The sequence below is a fragment of the Nocardia araoensis NBRC 100135 genome (assembly GCF_000308435.1).
Classification (GTDB): domain Bacteria; phylum Actinomycetota; class Actinomycetes; order Mycobacteriales; family Mycobacteriaceae; genus Nocardia; species Nocardia araoensis.
Window position 1 is genome coordinate 1 of sequence record NZ_BAFR01000144.1, and the last position, 20,595, is coordinate 20,595.

General features: G+C 66.8%; 22 protein-coding genes and 1 pseudogene. 12 read left to right on the forward strand and 11 right to left on the reverse strand.

Annotation, left to right across the window (positions count from 1 at the left end; all coding sequences use genetic code 11):
• Positions 1-82: 82 nt before the first annotated feature.
• Positions 83-1,045: a class 1b ribonucleoside-diphosphate reductase subunit beta gene (nrdF, locus tag ON21_RS19690; RefSeq protein ID WP_039799731.1), complete on the forward strand. Its 963-nt coding sequence runs from the start codon at positions 83-85 to the stop codon at positions 1,043-1,045.
• A gap of 117 nt (positions 1,046-1,162) precedes the next feature.
• Here nrdF and mgtE read toward each other — a convergent pair whose 3' ends face one another.
• Positions 1,163-2,527, reverse strand: a complete 1,365-nt coding sequence (gene mgtE / locus ON21_RS19695; RefSeq protein ID WP_039799732.1) for a magnesium transporter — start codon at positions 2,525-2,527, stop codon at positions 1,163-1,165.
• A gap of 715 nt (positions 2,528-3,242) precedes the next feature.
• On the opposite strand from mgtE, the gene ON21_RS19700 reads away from it, so the two are divergent.
• From ON21_RS19700 to ON21_RS19715, 4 genes are all read left to right on the forward strand, one after another.
• Positions 3,243-4,325, forward strand: coding sequence for an ABC transporter substrate-binding protein (locus ON21_RS19700; RefSeq protein ID WP_039799733.1), 1,083 nt, complete (start codon positions 3,243-3,245; stop codon positions 4,323-4,325).
• On the forward strand, positions 4,322-5,182 hold the full coding sequence (locus ON21_RS19705) for an ABC transporter ATP-binding protein (protein WP_039799734.1): 861 nt from the start codon (positions 4,322-4,324) through the stop codon (positions 5,180-5,182). The genes ON21_RS19700 and ON21_RS19705 overlap by 4 nt, the downstream gene beginning before the upstream one ends.
• On the forward strand, positions 5,175-6,065 hold the full coding sequence (locus ON21_RS19710; RefSeq protein ID WP_039799735.1) for an ABC transporter permease: 891 nt from the start codon (positions 5,175-5,177) through the stop codon (positions 6,063-6,065). Before ON21_RS19705 ends, ON21_RS19710 begins: the two co-directional genes overlap by 8 nt.
• 168 nt (positions 6,066-6,233) lie before the next feature.
• Positions 6,234-7,181, forward strand: a complete 948-nt coding sequence (locus ON21_RS19715) for a TauD/TfdA dioxygenase family protein (protein ID WP_039799736.1) — start codon at positions 6,234-6,236, stop codon at positions 7,179-7,181.
• Between the two features lie 117 nt (positions 7,182-7,298).
• Here the strand turns inward: ON21_RS19715 and ON21_RS19720 are convergent, their stop codons facing one another.
• Positions 7,299-7,760, reverse strand: a complete 462-nt coding sequence (locus tag ON21_RS19720) for a hypothetical protein (protein ID WP_083880743.1) — start codon at positions 7,758-7,760, stop codon at positions 7,299-7,301.
• Between the two features lie 146 nt (positions 7,761-7,906).
• Positions 7,907-8,284 (reverse strand): winged helix-turn-helix transcriptional regulator, encoded by a 378-nt coding sequence (locus tag ON21_RS19725; RefSeq protein WP_039799748.1) that lies wholly within the window; start codon positions 8,282-8,284, stop codon positions 7,907-7,909.
• Between the two features lie 103 nt (positions 8,285-8,387).
• On the opposite strand from ON21_RS19725, the gene ON21_RS19730 reads away from it, so the two are divergent.
• A complete protein-coding gene (locus ON21_RS19730; RefSeq protein ID WP_039799737.1) occupies positions 8,388-8,753 on the forward strand; it encodes a DoxX family protein in 366 nt (121 codons plus the stop codon).
• Positions 8,754-8,901: 148 nt separating this feature from the next.
• Positions 8,902-9,894 carry an LLM class F420-dependent oxidoreductase gene (locus ON21_RS19735; RefSeq protein WP_039799749.1) on the forward strand — a complete coding sequence of 331 codons (993 nt, stop codon included), beginning with the start codon at positions 8,902-8,904 and terminating at the stop codon, positions 9,892-9,894.
• Positions 9,895-10,192: 298 nt separating this feature from the next.
• Here the strand turns inward: ON21_RS19735 and ON21_RS19740 are convergent, their stop codons facing one another.
• Complete coding sequence (locus tag ON21_RS19740; protein WP_039799738.1) at positions 10,193-11,014, reverse strand: SAM-dependent methyltransferase; 822 nt, start codon at positions 11,012-11,014, stop codon at positions 10,193-10,195.
• 169 nt (positions 11,015-11,183) lie between these two features.
• Entirely contained in the window at positions 11,184-11,792 is a 609-nt protein-coding gene (locus ON21_RS19745; protein WP_051021032.1) for a helix-turn-helix domain-containing protein, read from the reverse strand.
• 110 nt (positions 11,793-11,902) lie between these two features.
• Here ON21_RS19745 and ON21_RS19750 point away from each other — a divergent pair, with 110 nt between their 5' ends.
• Entirely contained in the window at positions 11,903-12,721 is an 819-nt protein-coding gene (locus ON21_RS19750; protein WP_039799739.1) for an MBL fold metallo-hydrolase, read from the forward strand.
• A 73-nt stretch (positions 12,722-12,794) separates the two neighbouring features.
• Here ON21_RS19750 and nrdE read toward each other — a convergent pair whose 3' ends face one another.
• The 4 genes from nrdE to ON21_RS19770 form a co-directional block, all read right to left on the reverse strand.
• Entirely contained in the window at positions 12,795-14,876 is a 2,082-nt protein-coding gene (gene nrdE, locus ON21_RS19755; RefSeq protein WP_245562658.1) for a class 1b ribonucleoside-diphosphate reductase subunit alpha, read from the reverse strand.
• 62 nt (positions 14,877-14,938) lie between these two features.
• Positions 14,939-15,400: a class Ib ribonucleoside-diphosphate reductase assembly flavoprotein NrdI gene (nrdI, locus tag ON21_RS19760; RefSeq protein ID WP_039799741.1), complete on the reverse strand. Its 462-nt coding sequence runs from the start codon at positions 15,398-15,400 to the stop codon at positions 14,939-14,941.
• Positions 15,401-15,468: 68 nt separating this feature from the next.
• On the reverse strand, positions 15,469-15,702 hold the full coding sequence (locus tag ON21_RS19765; RefSeq protein ID WP_039799742.1) for a redoxin NrdH: 234 nt from the start codon (positions 15,700-15,702) through the stop codon (positions 15,469-15,471).
• A gap of 392 nt (positions 15,703-16,094) precedes the next feature.
• The gene (locus ON21_RS19770; RefSeq protein WP_039799743.1) at positions 16,095-16,664 is read right to left on the reverse strand and encodes an NAD(P)H-dependent oxidoreductase; all 570 of its coding nucleotides are present in this window, start codon (positions 16,662-16,664) and stop codon (positions 16,095-16,097) included.
• Between the two features lie 144 nt (positions 16,665-16,808).
• On the opposite strand from ON21_RS19770, the gene ON21_RS19775 reads away from it, so the two are divergent.
• Together ON21_RS19775 and nadE are read left to right on the forward strand one after the other, a co-directional pair.
• On the forward strand, positions 16,809-17,414 hold the full coding sequence (locus ON21_RS19775) for a TetR/AcrR family transcriptional regulator (RefSeq protein WP_039799751.1): 606 nt from the start codon (positions 16,809-16,811) through the stop codon (positions 17,412-17,414).
• Positions 17,415-17,436: 22 nt separating this feature from the next.
• Positions 17,437-18,261 (forward strand): NAD(+) synthase, encoded by an 825-nt coding sequence (gene nadE, locus ON21_RS19780; RefSeq protein ID WP_039799744.1) that lies wholly within the window; start codon positions 17,437-17,439, stop codon positions 18,259-18,261.
• Between the two features lie 12 nt (positions 18,262-18,273).
• On the opposite strand, the gene ON21_RS19785 is transcribed toward nadE, so the two are convergent.
• Positions 18,274-18,516, reverse strand: coding sequence for a MoaD/ThiS family protein (locus tag ON21_RS19785; RefSeq protein ID WP_039799745.1), 243 nt, complete (start codon positions 18,514-18,516; stop codon positions 18,274-18,276).
• The gene (gene moaA / locus ON21_RS19790; protein ID WP_039799746.1) at positions 18,509-19,567 is read right to left on the reverse strand and encodes a GTP 3',8-cyclase MoaA; all 1,059 of its coding nucleotides are present in this window, start codon (positions 19,565-19,567) and stop codon (positions 18,509-18,511) included. The genes ON21_RS19785 and moaA overlap by 8 nt, the downstream gene beginning before the upstream one ends.
• Positions 19,568-19,741: 174 nt before the next feature.
• Here moaA and ON21_RS41025 point away from each other — a divergent pair.
• Positions 19,742-20,203: pseudogene (locus tag ON21_RS41025) on the forward strand (molybdopterin-binding domain-containing protein); the annotation flags it as partial.
• A gap of 278 nt (positions 20,204-20,481) precedes the next feature.
• On the forward strand, positions 20,482-20,595 hold a 114-nt coding region (locus tag ON21_RS41030; RefSeq protein ID WP_373281140.1), incomplete at its 3' end, for a hypothetical protein.

Sequence of the window (20,595 nt, forward strand, 5' to 3'; positions counted from 1 at the left end):
GGACATGTCGGCCACAAGGAGTAGTGTCCCGAGGGTAGATATTCCGTGACGGCAGCGTGCTCGGGAAAGGCGTGGAGGCAGGATGAAACTGATCGATCGGGTGTCGGCCATCAACTGGAATCGGGTGCCCGACGAAAAGGACGCCGAGGTCTGGGACCGGCTCACCGGCAACTTCTGGCTGCCGGAGAGGGTACCGGTCTCCAACGACATTCCGTCGTGGAACACCCTGACCGCCGACGAGAAGCAGCTCACCATGCGGGTCTTCACCGGCCTGACCCTGCTGGACACCATCCAGGGCACGGTCGGCGCGGTGAGCCTGATCCCGGACGCGCTCACCCCGCACGAAGAGGCGGTGCTCACCAACATCGCGTTCATGGAGTCGGTGCACGCCAAGAGCTACAGCTCGATCTTCTCCACGCTGTGCTCCACCCGCGAGATCGACGAGGCGTTCCGCTGGTCGGAGGAGAACCGCAACCTCCAGCGCAAGGCGGAGATCGTGCTGGAGTACTACAAGGGCGACGATCCGCTCAAGCGCAAGGTCGCCTCCACGCTGCTGGAGAGCTTCCTGTTCTACTCCGGCTTCTACCTGCCCATGCACTGGTCGTCGCGGGCCAAGCTCACCAACACCGCCGACATGATCCGGCTGATCATCCGGGACGAAGCGGTCCACGGTTACTACATCGGCTACAAGTACCAGAAGGGCTTGGAGCTGGTCTCGCAGGCCGAACGCGACGAGCTCAAGAACTACACCTTCGAGCTGCTGTTCGAGCTCTACGACAACGAGGTCGAATACACCCAGGACCTCTACGACGAAGTCGGCCTCACCGAGGACGTGAAGAAGTTCCTGCGTTACAACGCGAACAAGGCGCTGATGAATCTCGGCTACGAGGGCCTGTTCCCCAAGGACGAAACCGAGGTGAACCCGGCCATCCTCTCGGCGCTGTCCCCCAACGCCGACGAGAACCACGACTTCTTCTCCGGTTCGGGCTCGAGCTACGTCATCGGCAAGGCCGTCAACACCGAGGACGAAGACTGGGAGTTCTGAGACCACCAGGAATGGCGACGGATACCGGGGACCGGCGGAAATGCCGGTCCCCGGCCTCGTCTCCGGTCACGGATACACAGCGGGAACCCTGACGCGGCGCTCGAACAGGTTGCGCGCTCAGATGCCCAGCACCAGTTTGGCCGTCGTGAAGTAGATGATCAGCCCGGTGGCGTCCACCAAAGTGGTGACCATCGGGGCGGACACGACCGCCGGGTCGATGCGCAGCTTCTTGGCCAGCAGGGGCATGGTGCCGCCGATGGTGGCGGCCCAGCCGCAGATCAGCACCAGGGTGATGCCGACGACCAGGGCGATGCGGGGGCCGACGAACAGGGCGCCGATCGCCAGGCCCACGGACGCCAGCAGCGAACCGAGCACCAGACCGACCCGGCATTCCCGCCAGATCACCCGGAACAGGTCCGACACCCGGACCTCGCCGACCGCCACCGCGCGCACGCAGGCGGTCGCGGCCTGTGCGCCCGCGTTGCCGCCCGCGCCGATCAGCAGCGGGATGAACAACGCCAGATGCGCCGCCTGCTGCAAGGTGCCCTCGAAGAAGTCGGTCACGCTCACCGTGAGCGTCGCCGCGAACAGCAACAGCAACAGCCACAGCGCGCGGTAGCGGGCCAGCTGGAACACTCCGGCGGCCATGTAGTGGCCTTCCCACGGCGCGGATCCCGCCTGCAGCGCGACGTCCTCGCTGTCGGCGGCCTCGATCACCTCGACCGCGTCGTCGATGGTCAGCAGGCCGACCAACCGGTCCTCGCTGTCCACCACCGGCAGGTTGATGTCGTTGGTCTCGCGCATCAAACGGGCGGCCTTCTCCGCGGCATCGGTGGCGCGCGCGAAGGCGGGCTCGGTGACGACCAGCTCCGACACCATCGTCTCCGGCTTGCTGAGCACCAGCTCGCGCAGTTCGACGATGCCGGTCAGCCGTCTGCCCGCGTCCACGACCGGCAGCGTGTACACCGTTTCGGCGTTGGCGCCCTTGGCCCGCACCATGCCGAGCGCCTCGGCCACCGTGAGATCGCGCGGCAGCGCCACCACCTCAGGCGTCATGTACTGCCCCGCGGAGCCCTCCGGGTAGCCGAGCAGGCTCGCGGTCATCCTCCGCTCCCGCGGACTCAGCCCGGCCAGCGCCTTCTTGGCGACCTTGGCGGGCGCCTCGCGCAGCATGCGGGCGCGGTCGTCGGGCGCCATGCCCTCGACCAGGTCGCGGAAGCTCTGATCGCGCAGTCCTTGCAGGATCTGCTGCTGATCCACCGGTTCGAGTTCCTCGAAGACGGCCAGCGCCAGATCTTTGTCGAGCAGGCGGAACGCCATCCCGGCCCGCACGGCGTCCATCCGGGCGAGCTGATCGGCGATGACGTGCGGCGGGTGGTTGCCGAGCCAGTCCAGCGCGGCGTCCACGCGACGGGTTTCGACGATGTCCTGCAGGGACTCGGACAGCGTCGGACGTACTTCGATGATGTCGGTCTGCGACATGGGAGGACCTCAGCACATGCGTGAGTGAACGGAAAACTCGAATTCACACCGCGGGCGCCGGCCCCTGCCGTCGCGACCTGACTAGGAATGCGAAGGGGCGGCGCCGCGCGGCCTTCGACTGGGAGGTTCGCTGCGCATCGCTACCCCACCTCCCTCTCGTCGTCGCCGCGGATCTCGGATATCCGCACCGTTCGGAAAACATCTCACGGACACGAAAACGTCCTCGTGCAGCTTACATCGCTTGGGGGCGATGATCACCTTACGGCGCACTGCTGTGACCGAAGCCGCTCCACACCCGGGGTCGGCGCGTCCCGCGCGACCGGCATCCGTGCCGGAACACCATGAGGCCGCGTGACCACTTTCATAGGCCATCGGCCGCCGTAAGACAGGGTTATACGCAGTCGGCGTCGAACTGTTGCTCCCATGCCTGGGAACCGGGACAGTGTTTGCCAGGCAAGTGCCGCGAGTCGTCGGCGCTCCTCCATCACTACAGCTCACGGAAGTTTCGAAGTGTCGACAGCCACCGCCTTGATCCGCCGCCGCGCGGTCGACTTCATGCGCGTTTCGCACGGAATCTGTTGCCGCTGAAGCAGCGCGGCCCGCATCTCCGACCGATTCCCGCACGGTCGTCCACCGCCGCATCGCTCCCGCTGTGGTGTCTCCGGATGCCGAGCGTCGAATCGCACGGCGTCTTCTCGTCTTCGAAAGAACTACAATGCCTTTCCCCTCATCGTCCCGGCGCGTCGCCCGCGCTCTCACCGCCGCCGTAGCGGTTCTCACCGGCTTGTCCGTGCTCACCGGCTGCGGCGAGTCCGCACCCGCCAAGACCGCCGACGGCAAAACCGTGCTGCGCTACCAAGGCGCCACCGGGCAGGTGAACGCCGTCGAATTGGCCGATGACCTGGGCTATTTCAGCAAGATCAGCCTGCACTGGGAAGGCGATACCACCAGTGGCCCCGCCAATATCCAGGCCGCGGCGACCAACCAGGTCGAGTTCGGCAGCGCGTTCAACGGCGCGGTGGTCAAGCTGATCGCGGGCGGTGCGAAGGTCACCTCGGTGCTCAGTTCCTATGGCGCGGACGAACAGTCGTTCACCGGCTACTACGTGCGCGACGACTCCGGCATCAACTCGGCGCGCGATCTGATCGGCAAGAAGGTCGCGGTCAACACCCTCGGTGCGCACCACGAATTCATCACCAGGGAGTGGCTGCACCAGCAGGGCCTGTCCGAGGACGAGATCAAGCAGGTGCAATTGATCGTCGTGCCGCCCGCCAACACCGAGGACGCGCTGCGCAAGGGACAGGTCGACGTCGGAGCGTTGGGCAGCGTCTTCCGCGACAACGCCCTCCAGCGCGGCGGTATCCACTCGCTCTACACCGACAAAGCCATCTTCGGCACGTTCGACTACGGCACCTACGTCTTCCGCAACGACTACATCGCCAAGAATCCCGAAGCGGTGGAGGACTTCGTGCAGGGCACCGCGCGCGCGATCCGCTGGCTCCAGGTGACCCCCCGCGACCAGGTGCGCGAGCGGTTCATCCAGATCATCGGCAAGCGCGGCCGCAACGAGAACACCAGCCTGGTGCCGTATTGGCTCAGTTCCGGGATCCCGGTGCCCGGCGGGGTGGTCGCGGACAAGGAACTGCAGATCTGGATCGACTGGCTGGTGCGCAACGGTGAGCTGCCGAACGGCAAGTTGAAGGCGGCGGATCTGTTCACCAACAAGTTCAACCCCTACGCCAACGGCAAGTACAAGCCGGAGGCCGGGCCGACCGGAGAGGTGGTGGCCGCGAAATGACCACGGCGGCGACGAAACTGGCGCTCACCGGAGTACGCAAGCAGTTCGCGGTGCGCGGCTCGCAGGAGCGTTTCACCGCGATCGACGACATCTCGCTGGAACTGCGCGAGGGCGAGTTCCTGGTGCTGGTCGGCCCGAGCGGCTCGGGCAAGTCCACGCTGCTGGACCTGCTCGGCGGGCTGAGCAAGCCCACCTCCGGTGAGATCCTGCTGGACGGCAAGCCGATCACCGGCCCCGGCCTGGATCGCGGCATCGTCTTCCAGCAGTACGCGCTGCTGCCATGGCGGACAGCCCGGTCCAACATCGAATTCGGGCTGGAAGCCAAAGGCCTGCGTCGCAGGGCGCGCCGCGAACTCGCCGAGCACTATCTGGAACTGGTCGGGCTTTCCGGTTTCGGCGACCGCTACCCGCACGAGCTGTCCGGTGGCATGAAGCAGCGGGTCGCGATCGCGCGCAGTCTCGCGTTCGACCCCGAGGTGCTGCTGATGGACGAGCCGTTCGCGGCGCTCGACGCGCAGACCCGGGAGTCGTTGCAGGACGAGCTGTTACGCATCTGGCGCGCCACCGGCAAGACCGTCCTGTTCATCACCCACGGCATCGATGAGGCGGTGTACCTCGGGCAGCGGGTGGCCGTGCTGACCTCGCGGCCCGGCCGGATCAAGGCCATCGTCGACGTCGAGATCGACCGGGACGCCGACGACGACGTCCGCTCCTCCGAGCGTTTCCGGGACTACCGCCACGAGATCTGGACGCTGCTGCACAGCGAAGTCCAGCGGGCGGCGAGCCTGGAGCTGGAGACCTTGTCCGACCACCCGGCCGACGTCGAATCCACCACCGAGAGGACGGCCCATGTCTAGTGCCATTCAGCTGAGCGAGCGGCCGATACGGCAGAGTACGGCCGCGCCCACCCGCCCCACTTCGGAGCCCCGTTCGCAGGCGGTGCCCGCCGCCGCGACGAATATCGTCCGCGCGGTGAGCCGGTTGGCCTGGCGGGTGTTCAAACCGACCGTCGTCATCGCCTTGTTCCTGCTGTTGTGGCAGCTCGCCCCGACGCTCGGCCTGGTCGACGAGGTGTTCCTGCCGCCGTTCTCGGTGGTCGCCCAGGCATTCGCCGACCTGGTGGCGAGCGGGGAGATGTGGACCCACATCTCCGCCAGCCTGAACCGTTCGCTGGCCGGGTACTCCCTCGCGTTGGTCGCTGGCATTCCGGTGGGCATCGCGATCGCCTGGTACAAGCCGGTCGCGGACTTCCTGAACCCGATCCTCGAACTGTTCCGCAACACCGCGGCGCTGGCGTTGCTGCCGGTGTTCTTGCTGATCCTGGGCATCGGCGAGACATCGAAGGTCGCCATCGTCGTCTACGCGAGCTTCTTCCCGATTCTGCTGAACACCATCACCGGCGTGCGCACCGTCGACCCGCTGCTGGTCAAATCAGCCGCCTCCCTGGGGTTCTCGCCGTTGCGGCTGTTCCAGAAGGTGATCCTGCCCGCTGCGCTGCCGTCCATCTTCACCGGTCTGCGGATGGCCGCCGCCAGTTCGATCCTCGTGCTGCTGGCCGCCGAGATGTTCGGGGCCAGGGCCGGGCTCGGCTACCTGATCACCGCCGCGCAGCAGAATTTCGCGATTCCGAACATGTACGCGGGCATCCTCGCGATCTCGCTGCTCGGGCTCGCCTTCAACGGCTTGCTGGTCGCCCTCGAACGCCGCCTGTCGCGGTGGCGCGCCCCGGCGAACGGCTGAGCCATGGCCGCCCCTCTCCTGCTCGAAAGGCAGTCGCCGTGCGGGCGCTGACCAAACGTCGCGTCGTCGATTTCATGCGCGTCTGCGGCAGCGCTTGTCGCCTGGCCGCAGACTCCGCCGCTCCGGTCTTCGCCGGCCCGATCCTCTAGTTCGAAATGAGTTCTTCCGATGACCGCTGTACACGAAACCCCCGTCTCGACCACTACCGATGACGCGGTGCGCGTCGCTCCCGTCGCCGGTCACATCGGCGCCGAGATCTCCGGCGTCGATCTCCGCGAGCCGCTGACCGACCAGCAGGTCGCGGCCATCACCGACGCGCTGCACGCCTACAAGGTGCTGTTCTTCCGCGATCAGCACATCGATCACGCACAGCAGATCGCCTTCTCCCGCCGCTTCGGCGCGGTCACGCCGTCGCACCCGTACGACGACGACGCGCCGACCGAGTACCCGGAGATCCTCGCGGTCGACAGCCGGTTGTACGAGAAGCGGTTCGGTGTGCGCAAGCACAGCTACACCAACCAGTGGCACACCGATGTCTCCGCGCTGATCAACCCGCCCGCGGCCTCGATCCTGCGCGCCGAGATCGCCCCGGAGCGCGGCGGCGACACCGGCTGGACCAACCTTGTCGCCGCCTACGAGAACCTGCCCGAGGCCCTCAAGCGCTTCGCCGAAGGGCTGCGCGCCGAACACCGCTTCGGCGGCAGCAGGCCGGCCTGGGACTCCGACAGCGACTACGCGAAGAAGGTCGCGACCGCGCCGCTGATCACCGAGCATCCGGTCGTCCGGGTGCACCCGGTGACCGGCGAACGGGCGCTGTTCGTGAACCCCGGCTTCACCACCCGGATCGTCGGGCTCACCCCGAACCAGAGCGACGCGGTGTTGAAGCTGCTGTTCGACGAGGTCACCAACCCCGCCTACACGGTCCGTTTCCGCTGGCAGAAGGGCAGCCTGGCGTTCTGGGACAACCGCGTCACCGCGCACTTGGCCCCGAGCGATCTGGACCATCTGGATGTCACCCGCGTGCTGTACCGCACCACCCTCGAGGGCGACATCCCGGTGGGCGTCGACGGTGCGCCGTCGAGGTCCGTCGCCGGCGAGAAGTTCACCGGCGCGTAGGGAATGAACAGCGAAATCGGCCGGGCGCGCACGCTCCCGGCCGATTTCGCGCGGTCACCGCACCGCGAGCCGACTGCCGCCCGAGGCTCGTCCGGAGCCACCGATCGCACCTCGGACTCACCGGTGCATCGGCGGCTGATCCGTCGTCTCCAAGACGACCCGCTCCACGTCTTCCCACGTCGGAACGTGGTGCACCCATTCGGGAATCGGCTGCGACTGCGCGCCGAACAGCAGCCGGAACGGCACCACGTCGCGCAGCGCGCGATGCACGTCGACGCGATCGTCGATCATGTGCGTGATGCCGAGTTCGGCGCAGTGCACCGCCTTGTCCGCCCTGGCACGGCAGAAGCGCACGTGCTCGCGGGCGATTCCCGTGCGCTCGTAGAAGTCGTGGTGGTCGAGCCACTGCCGGGTGCGCTGCTCGATCCGCGGCCCGCATTTGGAAATGATCCAGGCGCGCCCACCGAAGCGCCGGACCAGGCGCGGCAAGACCTCGAATGCGCCCGCGCTGGGCGGCGTGCGCAGCGCCTCCTCGAGCCCGCCGGAGAGGAACACCGTGTCCTCGTCGCCGGGCGCCATGGCGGCCCCTTGGATGACTCGGCCGAAATCGACGCCGAGTCGAGGCTGCCTTTGTTTATTCGGATGTCTTCCCTCTTCGTTCATACGATTCCAGCGTGCGGCATCCACCCCATCTGCCGCCAGCGGATTTCCTCGGTGCAGTCCATTCAGCGTTGCCGCTTGTCGTGCGCCGCCCGATGAGCGTCGATCTCGGGATTGTGCTCGGCGGCCCATTCGGCCAGGGCGATCGCGTGCGGGATCAAGGTGGTGGCGAGTTCGGTGAGTTCGTACTCCACCCGGGGCGGGACCTCGGCGTAGGCGGTGCGGATGACGAGCCCGTCGCGTTCGAGTTTGCGCAGTGTGAGCGCGAGCATGCGCTGTGAAATGCCCTGGACGCGCTGCTGCAACTCGCTGAATCGCAATCGCTGGGCATACAGCATCGCAATGATCAGCAAGGCCCATTTGTCGGAGATGCGGTCGAGTAACGCACGAATAGCCCGGCCTTGATCACCTTTGATCGCGCAGACGTGCTGATGGTCGGACAAGGCACCTCGCTGATAGCAACGCACACGGATGTGACTTTTGTAGGCCTTCCGATTCTGCTCCACAATGACGCCGCTGACCAATGGCGATCGAGGAAGTGTGCGAATGGCTCTGGGATATTGGATCGTTGCCGCCGTTCTGGCGGTCTTCTACTCGTACGCGGGCGGGATCAAGGTGGTGCGGTCGAAAGATCAGCTGCGGCCGATGATGGGCTGGATCGATACCGTGCCGCTGAGCTTCGTGCGCGTCCTCGGTGTGCTGGAAGTACTCGGCGCGATCGGGCTGATCCTGCCGCCGCTCACCGGCATCGCTCCGGTTCTCGCGCTCGCGGCGGCTGTCGGGTTCGTGCTGATACAAGTCGGCGGGATCGCGCTGCACCTCAGCCGGGGTGAGGCCCGGATGATCGGGCTGAACGTCGTCCTCCTCGCGATCGCCTGCGTGGCGACGTGGCTTGCGACAGCTTGGTTGTAGAGCGACGAGTCCGGTGGCGGGCGCCCGTCCACGGAATTCGGTGCGCCGAGCGCCGAAAGGTTGCCAGACGGCGGTGGGCTGGTAACAGTGAGGTAGGGAAGCCGCGGCGCTCGCCGCGGTGGTTCGGGTACACACGAAGGAGATATTCGTGCGCTTCGGCATCTTCATTCCGCAGGGTTGGCGGCTCGACCTCGTGGGCATCGACCCGGCGGACCAATGGGGGGTGATGCGAGACCTCGCCCAGCGCGCCGATGCGAATCCGGTGTGGGAATCGCTGTGGGTGTACGACCACTTCCACACCGTCCCGGTGCCCACCGAGGAGGCGACGCACGAAGCGTGGTCGCTGATGTCGGCGTTCGCGGCGACCACTTCGCGGGTCCGCCTGGGCCAGATGTGTACCGCGGTCAGCTATCGCAACCCCGCCTACCTGGCCAAGGTGGCCGCGACGGTCGACCTGATCTCCGGCGGACGCGTCGAGATGGGCATCGGCGGCGGCTGGTACGAACACGAGTGGCGCGCCTACGGCTACGGCTTCCCGTCCGCGGGCGAACGGCTGGGCCGCCTCGACGAAGGCGTGCAGATCTTCCGGCAGGCGTGGACCCAGGGTTCGGCCACCCTCGACGGCAAGTACTACCAGGTGGACGGCGCGATCGTGCGTCCACTTCCCTTGCAGCAGGGCGGAATCCCGCTGTGGATCGCCGGCGGCGGCGAGAAGAAGACGCTGCGCATCGCCGCGAAGTACGCCCAGTACACCAACTTCAGCGGCAATCCCGACGAGTTCACCCACAAGTCCGAGGTGCTGCGCGCCCACTGCGCCGACGTCGGCACCGACTTCGACGCGATCGTGCGCAGTTCCAACTTCAACGTCGTCATCGGTTCCACCCAGGCCGAAGTCGAGGACCGCCTCGCCGCGCTGAAGGACCGCCTGACACCCGTCATCGGCGCCGACGCCGCCAAGTCCTACTTCGAGCAGCTGTACAACAGCGGCGCCGCCACCGGCACCCCCGAGCAGATCGCCGACAACCTGCGCCGAGTCCGCGACCTCGGCCTCGGCTACGCCATCTTCAACTTCCCCGAAGCCGCCTACGACACCTCCGGCATCGAACTCTTCGAACGCGAAGTGCTTCCGGCCTTGAGCTGATCACGCCGGGCAGGACTCACGAACAGCCGAACCTCCGTGACTCCTGCTCCGGGCAGATCCGCCAACGCCCGAGCCGTAGCGCGGGAAAACCCCACCATCGACCGAGCGACCCCTGTCCCCTAGGCCCTCTCGACCGAGCCCTCGCAAACCCGGCCCAGCCCTCAATAGCACGATTCACCACCTACCCACCCACAACGGAGCGAGTCTTTACGAGCGACCGTTCGCGGCCGTCTCGCACCCGAGCAACCGAAGCGCATGCGCCGAAGGCGCGAGTCTCGGTTGTTCGGGTGACACACCATCACACCTTGCGACCGACGGCGCTCCAGCAGTTCACTTGCTTGTCGAGCCAGGCGGGTGACTCCCCCTGCGGACGCCACTGGTTGGCGACGACGACGCCCGGTTCCAGCAGGTCGAGCCCGGTGAAGAACCGGGCGAATTCGTCTTTGGTGCGCGTCTGGGCGTAGACCCCGCTCTGCCGGTACGCCTCGAGCGCGTTGGTCATCATCTCCGGTTCGAGGTCGGCGGTGGTATGCGAGACCACGAGGAACGAACCCGGTGCGAGAGCGCTCATCAAGGTACCGACGATCCCGTAAGGGTCCTGTTCGTCGTTCAGAAAATGCAGGACCGCGACCAGGCTCAGCGCTACCGGACGCGTCAGGTCCAAGGTCTCGAGGAGTTCCGGCGCGGACAGGATCGCTTCGGGGTCTTTCAGATCGGCGTCGACGTAAGCGGTGCGTCCCTCCGGTGTACCGGTGAGCAGGGCGCGGGCGTGTGACAGCACGACCGGATCGTTGTCCACGTACACCACGCGCGCTTCCGGCGTCGGCGCCTGTGCCACCTGGTGCAGGTTGGGCTCGGTAGGGATGCCGGTGCCGATGTCGAGGAACTGCGACACTCCCATCGCGGTGAGCGCGTTGACCGCCCGGTGCATGAAGTGGCGGTTCTGCCGAGCCGCGACACGGGTGGTCGGGAATGCCGCGATCACTTTCTCGGCCGCGTCCCGATCCACCTGATAGTGGTCTTTCCCGCCCAGGACGTAGTCGTATATCCGAGCACTGCTCGGCGTGCTCGCGTCGTGCTTCGGCCAGAGCGGCTTCCCGTCGCCGCCGAGATCGGTCATCGTCGTTCCCATCACTGCCGGATCGCTTCTGCCCGAGCATATTCCAGATGACGGCAGCCGATCGCGCCGTGGCGAGGCCCGGTATGGGAATAGGCCGCACCTGTTTTCGGCGAAAAGCGACCGTCGAGCCCGGCTCTCTCCAGTCTCCTCGGGCGATGGCTACGGCCGATCAGGTTCTGCGCGAGATGACCATGATGTATTCGCAGGGAGCGTCCGTTCGGTTGGCGAAGCCGTGGTTCGCGTCGGCCTGGAAGAACAGCGAGTCGCCCGTGTTCAGGGTCTCGCTGATCCCGCCGATCGCGACGGTGAGGGCGCCTTCGAGCACCACGAGTTGTTTCTCCGTACCCGGCGGATACGCGGGCAGCAGCCCGGTAGAGACCTGTGCGGGGAGGTAGTGGACGATCATCTCGGCTCCTCCCGCGCCCGGGGCCGCTGACACCATGTGCCGTTCGAAGCCGGTTTCCGGGTCACGGAAAACGGGGCGATCGTTCTTGCGCATGACAACGGCCACACCGGACGCGGCAGCAGCAGGCGCACCGATCAGGTCGGAGAGCGACGCGTCGAGCGCGTGGGCGATCCTGGACGCGACGCCGATCGTCGGACTCTTCTCACCGCGTTCGACCTTGGACAGCATCGACCGGCTGACCGACGACTGTGTGGACAGCTGCTCCAGCGTCAGTCCCGCCTCCTCGCGGCGTCGCCGCACGTTACCGCCGAACGCGCCGGCCAGGTGGTCACCGTGCTGTGGCTCGGTCGCGTTTCCGTCTTTCTCGACCACCGTGCTCCTCGATCGATGGGTATCCCGCCGCCCACAGTGTATGTTTCCCCTATAGAAGACTGATTCTTCTATTGAAGACAGGCGATAGCGCCGAACATGACGGAGGTTCCATGCGTTTGATCTCGAGTGGCCGGCACCATGCCGCCTTCGAATTCGGCGGTTTGCAGGTGATCTCATTGCGAGACGGGTACATCGACATGCCGCCGACACGGCTCCGAGACGAGGATGGACGCGCGCTCGATGAGCTGCCTGCCGTCGTGCCGCTGGCCGGCGACAACTTGCGGCTGTCGGTCAACGCCTTCTTCGTCACCGACGGCACGCGGTCGGTTCTCATCGACACCGGCGCGTCCAACGCCTGGCACGACCCCACCATGGGATTGATCTACCATGCGCTCGACGAAGCGGGAATCGACCGCGCGCATATCACCGATGTGGCCATCACCCACAGGCACGAAGACCACGTGAGCGGCCTGATCGGGCCGGACGGTTCGGAGGCGTTCACCGAACTCGAGCGCGTGTGGATCGGCGCGGGCGACACGTCCGTGTTCACGGGGCGGCTCGAGCCGATCCGCGATCGGGTCGTACCCGTGTCGGAGCAGGTCGCGATCAACGACTGGATCACCGCCATCCCGACACCGGGCCACACACCCGGTCACACCGTCTACGACGTCAGCAGCGGTACCGGCCACCTGCTCGTCTGGGGCGACACCGTGCACGTTCCCACGCTCCAGTTCGATCGGCCGAGCGTGTCCTGGGAGCTCGACGGCAACCAGTCCCAGGCCCGCGCCGCGCGAGCCGCCCTCCTCGAACAACTGACCCAACCGCACCACTTCGTAGCCGGCGCCCACCTCGACTCACCCGGCATCGCCCGGGTAACCCCGTCCGGCGATGGTTACACGCTGGAATACCTCGCACCACCGATCGGCTGATCGAGCCCGTCGGCTCCGGGCCGCGCTCGCGGTGGCGGCCGCGCATCGGAAAGCCACCGCGCCCGCTACCGACCTACAGCATGCAGGAGACGCAACCCTCGACTTCGGTTCCCTCCAGAGCCATCTGGCGCAGCCGGATGTAGTAGAGGGTCTTGATGCCCTTGCGCCAGGCGTAGATCTGGGCGCGGTTGAGATCGCGAGTGGTGGCGGAGTCCTTGAAGAACAACGTCAGCGACAGGCCCTGGTCCACGTGCTGGGTGGCCGCGGCGTAGGTGTCGATGATCTTCTCGTAGCCGATCTCGTAGGCGTCCTCGTAGTACTCGAGGTTGTCGTTGGTCATGTAGGGCGCCGGGTAGTAGACGCGCCCGATCTTGCCTTCCTTGCGGATCTCGATCTTCGACGCCACCGGGTGGATGGAGCTGGTGGAGTGGTTGATGTAGGAGATCGACCCGGTCGGCGGAACCGCCTGCAGGTTCTGGTTGTAGATGCCGTGCTCCATGACCGAGGCCTTCAACTCGCGCCAGTCGTCCTGGGTCGGAATGTGCACGCCCGCGTCGGCGAACAACTGCCGGACGCGATCGGTCTTCGGCTCCCACACCTGATCGGTGTACTTGTCGAAGTACTCCCCGCTGGCGTATTTGGATTCGGGGAAGCCGCCGAAGTACGTGCCGCGCTCGATCGCGATCCGATTCGACGCCCGGATCGCGTGATAGACCACGGTGTAGAAGTAGATATTGGTGAAGTCGACGCCCTCTTCGGACCCGTAGTGGACCCGTTCGCGCGCCAGGTAGCCGTGCAGGTTCATCTGCCCGAGGCCGATGGCGTGCGAGGAGTTGTTGCCCTGCTCGATGGACGGCACCGAGTAGATGTGGGTCTGGTCCGACACCGCCGTCAGCGCCCGGATGGCCACCTCGATGGTCTGCGCGAAGTCGGGCGAGTCCATCGTCTTGGCGATGTTCAGCGAGCCGAGGTTGCAGGAGATGTCCTTGCCCACCTTGGCGTAGGACAGGTCGTCGTTGAACTCCGACGGCGTGGAGACCTGCAGGATCTCCGAGCACAGGTTGGAGTGGGTGATCTTGCCCGCGATCGGGTTGGCCCGGTTCACCGTGTCCTCGAACATGATGTACGGATAACCCGACTCGAACTGCAGCTCGGCGATGGTCTGGAAGAACTCGCGCGCCTTGATCTTCGACTTGCGGATGCGCTTGTCGTCGACCATCTCGTAGTACTTCTCGGTGACGTCGATGTCGGCGAACGGCTTGCCGTAGATGCGCTCGACGTCGTAGGGCGAGAACAGGTACATGTCCTCGTTCTTCTTGGCCAGCTCGAAGGTGATGTCCGGGATGACCACGCCCAGCGAGAGCGTCTTGATGCGGATCTTCTCGTCCGCGTTCTCCCGCTTGGTGTCCAGGAACCGGTAGATGTCCGGGTGGTGCGCGTGCAGGTAGACCGCGCCCGCGCCCTGCCGCGCGCCGAGCTGGTTGGCGTAGGAGAACGAGTCCTCGAGCAGTTTCATGATCGGGATGACGCCCGAGCTCTGGTTCTCGATCTTCTTGATCGGCGCACCGTGCTCGCGAATGTTGCTCAGCAGCAGCGCGACTCCACCGCCGCGCTTGGACAGCTGCAACGCGGAGTTGATCGAGCGCCCGATCGATTCCATGTTGTCCTCTATGCGAAGGAGAAAACAACTGACCGGCTCGCCACGCTGCTTCTTGCCCGAGTTCAGGAAGGTCGGGGTGGCCGGCTGGAAACGGCCGTCGATGATCTCGTCGACCAGCTGGCCCGCCAGCGCCTCGTCACCGGCGGCGAGCGTGAGCGCGACCATGCACACCCGGTCCTCGAACCGCTCCAGGTAGCGCTTGCCGTCGAAGGTCTTCAGCGTGTAGGAGGTGTAGTACTTGAACGCGCCGAGGAAGGTGGGGAACCGGAACTTCTTGGCGTATGCCTGCTTGAACAGCTTCTTGATGAACTGGCGGCTGTACTGCTCCAGTACCTCGGCCTCGTAGTAGTTCTCGTCGATCAGGTAGTCCAGCTTCTCGTCCAGGTTGTGGAAGAAGACGGTGTTCTGATTGACGTGCTGCAGGAAGTACTGGTGGGCGGCCTCACGATCCTTGTCGAACTGGATCTCCCCGTTCGGACCGTACAGGTTCAGCATCGCGTTGAGGGCGTGGTAGTCGAGGACCTCGCCCGCGTCGCCGCCGCGCACCGGGGGCTGCTCTAAGCGAGCTGTCTTTCCGGCCGGTGCTGTCGTTGCTGTTGCCAAAACAATCCCAATCCCTCTCGGACGCGCTCGACGTCCTCAGCGGTTCCCATGAGTTCGAAGCGATACAGGTACGGCACCCCGCACTTGCGCGCGATGAGTTCGCCCGCATAGCAGAAGGTGTCGCCGAAGTTCGTGTTGCCCGCCGCGATCACGCCGCGCAGCAACGCGCGGTTGTGCGGATCGTTGAGGAACTTGGCGACCTGCCTCGGCACGAAGTCCTTGTCGGGACGATCGCCCCCCAGTACGTGCCGACCGCCCCCATAGGTGGGGACGATCAGCACGTACGGATGGTCTACGCGCAGTGAGTCGGCGGTGTGCAGTGGTATGCGAGTCGCCGGGAGACCCAGCTTCTCGACGAAGCGATGCGTGTTCTCCGAAGCGCTGGAGAAGTAGACCAGCGCCGTCGTCTCCGACATGGTCGCCTTCCTCTTCTCGGGAGCGCCGGGGCGCTCCGCCCTCGGATGAACCGGTAGCGGTGGAAGCCTCAGGCCGCCACGGTCGCGAGCGACTTGATGCGGTCGGGGCGGAAGCCCGACCAGTGATCGTCTCCGGCCACCACGACCGGCGCCTGCAGATACCCGAGTGCCATGACGTAGTCACGCGCCTCGTCGTTCTCCGAGATGTCGATGACCTCGTAGTCCACCCCGGCCTTGTCGAGGGCCTTGTAGGTGGCGTTGCACTGGACGCAAGCGGGCTTGGTGTACACGGTGACGGTCATTGACATCCCTCTCTCCTTGTGCCTGATCCACAGCCTGTGATCCGTTGCAATTCACGATCCGACGTATGCTGCGCAAACTCCTGGATCCGAGCTCGAATCCCCTGATCAGCCACCTGTGGCCGACTCGTGCCGAGTGAGGTCTCTCGCCGTCTTCCAGTACCGAAGACACTACACCTAGTGGCCGACAGATTCCTACAACACGACATGTAGCGAGTCGCATTGATGTAATTCCATCGAGAGAAGTACCAGGAAGCTCGATTCACCCTGAGCGGAAACAGTGGCGCAGATCACTTCCAGACGTGCCAGCTTACTTTCAGCAAACTTCCTGGCAAACGAAGAGGGCCACCGCCGCGCCGTGCGGCGGTGGCCCTCGTTCAGACCGGAGGAGGAGCTTACACCGATGCCAGTTCGCCGCGCGTGGCCTCCACCAGTTCGCGCACGGTGCCGGCCAGCTGGGTCAGCGCCTCGGCGTCGTCGCGCGGGTGCGTGGCGCCGAACCGCTCGCCGATGACCCCGAAGTGCAGGTGCGCGGACTCGACCACCCGCGCGCCCGCCACACCCAGCGCCTTGACCGCGTCGCCGTGCGCCCACTGCGCGGCATTCGGGCTGATCGACGCGCTCACCACGGCGGTGGGCTTGTTCTTGATGGCCCCGGCGCCGTAGGGGCGGGACGCCCAGTCGATCGCGTTCTTCAGCACCGCCGACAGCGTGCCGTTGTATTCCGGGGTCACCACCAGCAGACCGTCGGCTTCGGCGACCGCGTCGCGCAGCGCCTGCGCCGCCGCGGGGACCGAGCCGGGGACGTCGATGTCCTCGTTGTAGAACGGGATGTCGGCGAGTCCCTCATAGAGGGTGACCTCGACACCCTCCGGCGCGGAGTGCGCCGCGGCCTCGGCGAGCCGACGGTTGACCGAGGCGGCGCGCAGGCTACCGACGAGTGCGAGAATGCGGGTCTGACTCATTGACGACTCCTGGTGTACTGATGAGGTGGTGTCCGTACGTTCACCACACACTAACCGGACCACAGTCCGATTACTTCCCGCGGAGTCTGCGTGAGCGCTGTGAACTACCCCACACCGGACGCATCCACCGATGGCGTCCCTCGGCTGCTCGATGTCGGCACGCCGTTGCCGGGCACGTCGGAACCCGCCGAACGCGCCGACGCGGCGCGCAACCGCCAATTGCTTCTGGACGCAGCGCAGCAGCTGGTACGTGAGCACGGCGTCGACAGCCTCACCATGGACGCGCTGGCCAAACGGGCGGGCGTCGGCAAGGGCACGGTGTTCCGGCGGTTCGGGAGCAGGTCCGGCCTGATGCTCGCGCTGCTGGACCACTCCGAGCGGAAGTACCAGGAGGCGTTCATCTTCGGGCCGCCGCCGCTCGGGCCGGGCGCGCCCCCGGTGGAACGACTGGTCGCCTTCGGGCGGGCCAGGCTTTTGGACATCGAGGTGGAAGGCGAGCTGCACCGCGCCGCCGAACTCGGCGAGGCGAGCGAACGCTATTCCGGCAGGCCATACGGATTGCTGCGCGCGCACGTCGCGATGCTGTTGCGGCAGGCCGACGTGCAGGGCGAGGTCGCGCTCGTCGCCGACTGGCTGCTGGCGATGCTCGGCGCGGCGCTGGTCATGCACCAGATGCAGGTGCTCAGCTACACCCGCGAGCAGATCGGCGACAACTGGGAGCGCGTCGTTCGGCGCGTCGTCGCCCGCTGAGCCGCCAGTAGACTCGGGCGCCATGGGGAACTTGCGCGAACAGATCATCAGTGAATTGGGTGTCCGGCCCACGATCGAACCGAAGGAAGAGATCCGCCGCCGGGTCGATTTCCTGAAGGATTATCTGAACGCCACTCCCGCGCGAGGTTTCGTCCTCGGCATCAGCGGCGGGCAGGACAGCGCTCTCGCGGGCCGGCTGTGCCAGCTCGCGGCCGAGGAGCTGCGCGCCGACGGCGTGGACGCGACCTTCCTCGCGGTGCGGCTGCCCTACGGCGTGCAGGCCGACGAGGCCGACGCGCAAACCGCGCTGATGTTCATCCGGCCCGACCGGCAGGTCGTGGTGAACGTCCGGCCCAGCGTGGACGCCGCGGCCGCCGAAGCGGCGTCCGCGCTCCAGTCCGACCGGCTGCGGGACTTCGTGCGCGGCAACATCAAAGCGCGCGAACGCATGGTGCTCCAGTACGCGCTGGCCGGGCAGGAGAACCTGCTCGTGGTCGGCACCGACCACGCGGCCGAGGCGGTCACCGGATTCTTCACCAAGTACGGCGACGGCGGCGTCGACCTGACCCCGCTCACCGGTCTGACCAAGCGCCAGGGCGCCGCCCTGCTCCAGGAACTCGGCGCGCCCCCCAGCATCTGGTCCAAGGTGCCCACCGCCGATCTGGAGGACGACCGCCCCGCCCTGCCCGACGAAGAGGCGCTCGGTCTGCGCTACAGCGAGATCGACGACTACTTGGAGGGCAAGGAGGTGACCGCCGAGGTCGCCGAACGGGTGGAGAGCATCTTCCACAACACCCGTCACAAGCGCACCGTCCCGGTGACGCCGCTGGACACCTGGTGGCGCTAGCCCCGCGCAGCTCTACCCGCCCGCGAAGGGTGGCAGGACGTCGACGCGCGCGCTCAGCGCGACCGCGGGATCGCGGGTGAGTTCGTCACCGACCAGGTAGGCGCACACCGACAACATCTTGTCCAGATCCGGGCCGTAGGTCGCCGCCAGGGTCGCGCGCAGGTCGGCCACCGTCGCTCCGGCGGGGAGGTCGAGGGTCTCGCCGTCCTTGCCGACGGCGTCGGCGATCGCGGCGAAATAGCGGATCTCAACCACCGATGGCTCCCATCGTCCGCTCCGGGGGGACGAAACCCTCGGCATCGATGCCGTGACCTGCCCACTTGTTCCACATCGCACCGCGCCAGATGGTCGCGAGCTCCTCGTCGTCGGCGCCGGAGCGCAACGCCTGGCGCAGGTCGAATTCCTGGTCGCTGAACAGGCAGGAGCGCAGCATCCCGTCCGCGGTGAGCCGGGTGCGGTCGCAGGTGTCGCAGAACTTCCTGGTCACCGTGGCGATGATGCCCACGGTGCCGGGCCCGCCGTCGACCAGCCACTTCTCCGCCGGGGCCGACGGATCGGCGCGGCCGACCTCGTCGAGGGAGAACCGCGCGCCGAGCACGTCGAGCAGTTCGGCGGCGGTCACCATGTTGGCGCGCGCCCATTCGTGGTCGGCGTCCAGCGGCATCTCCTCGATGAAACGCAGTTCACAGCCCTCGTCCAGGCACCAGCGCAGTAGATCGGGCGCGCCGGAGAGTGTTTCGCGCATCAAGACGGCGTTGACCTTCACCGGGGCCAGTCCGGTGGCACGGGCGGCGCGGATCCCCGCGAACACCGACTCGAGGCGGTCGCGGCGCGTCAACCGGGCGAAACCGGCCCGGTCCACGGTGTCCAGCGAGACGTTCACCCGATGCAGACCGGCGGCGACGAGGCCGAAGGCGCGGTGCTCGAGCCCGATGCCGTTGGTCGTCATGGCCAGCGGGATGTGCGGCACCGCAGCATGGCAGCCCGCGATGATCTGTTCCAGGTCGCGGCGCATCAGCGGCTCGCCCCCGGTGAAGCGCACCTCGCGCACGCCCAGCTCCCGCACCGCCAGACGCACCAGCCGGACGATCTCGTCCACCGTGAGCAGTTCGTGCCGGGGAATCTCCGGCAATCCCTCCTCCGGCATGCAATAGGTGCAGCGCAGCGAACACTTCTCGGTGATGGACACGCGTAGGTCGCGGGCGACGCGTCCGAAACGATCCAGCAAATACGGTGTGTCGGGACGGCCGGCGAGCGAGGGACGCCCGGAACGCACCGCCGGAATCCCGATCTCGACCAGAGTCACACGTCCATTATGACCGCCTGTCCCGATCCGTCTGTGGGCGGAATGCTCGATTTCGGCTCACCGCGACCGCGGATCGATGGTGAGGGGCCGCCCGGCGCACGGCGACCTGCGCACGGACCTGCGCATGGCGACGGAGGCGGAAAACCGCCCGGATCGGGCGTTAGGCTGACTCGCATGAACTCTCGGCCCGCCGGCGTCTCGGCCAGGCCCGTCGACGACTACCGCGACAGCATCGAACAGCTGCTGCGGCCTCTGGCCGCGCGCGCGGTCGAGTCCGTCGCGATACCGCGGGCGCTGGGCAGGCAGCTGGCCGAAGACGTCCGCTCGCCGATCGATCTGCCGGTCTTCCGCAACTCCGCGATGGACGGGTACGCGGTGCGTGCCGAATCGGTGCTGGTCGCTCCGGTCACCCTGCCTTTGGCCGGTGTCGTCGCCGCGGGGGCGGCGGGCCGCGCACCGCTGCCGCAGGGCGCGGCGATGAAGGTGATGACCGGTGCGCCGATCCCGCCCGGCGCGGACTGCGTGGTCCCGGTGGAGGACACCCGCGTCGGCGACGGCACGGTGACCGTCGAACGCGGCCGCAGCGCCGGCGAATTCGTGCGGGAACCGGGCACGGACGTCCGCACCGGTGACCTGCTCGCGCGGGCGGGCATCATGCTCGCCCACGGGCATGTCGCCGCCTTGGCCGCGGTCGGGCTGTCCGCGGTGGCGGTCTTCCGCGCGGTGCGCGGCGCGGTGATCACCACCGGCGACGAGCTGGTCGCGGCCGGAAAGCCGCTGCGTCCCGGGCGAGATCTACAACTCCAACGGCGTCGCCCTCGCCGCGGCGCTCGCGGCGAACGGCGTCGAGGTGGTGTCGGTGGCGCACAGCACCGACGATCCGGACGCGTTTCCGCGCGCTGCTGTCGGCCGCGATGGAGCGCGCCGATGTGGTGTTCACCTCCGGCGGCGTGTCCAAGGGGGACTTCGAGGTGGTCAAGGACGTGCTCGAGCCGATGGGCGGACGGTTCGGCTCGGTGGCGATGCAG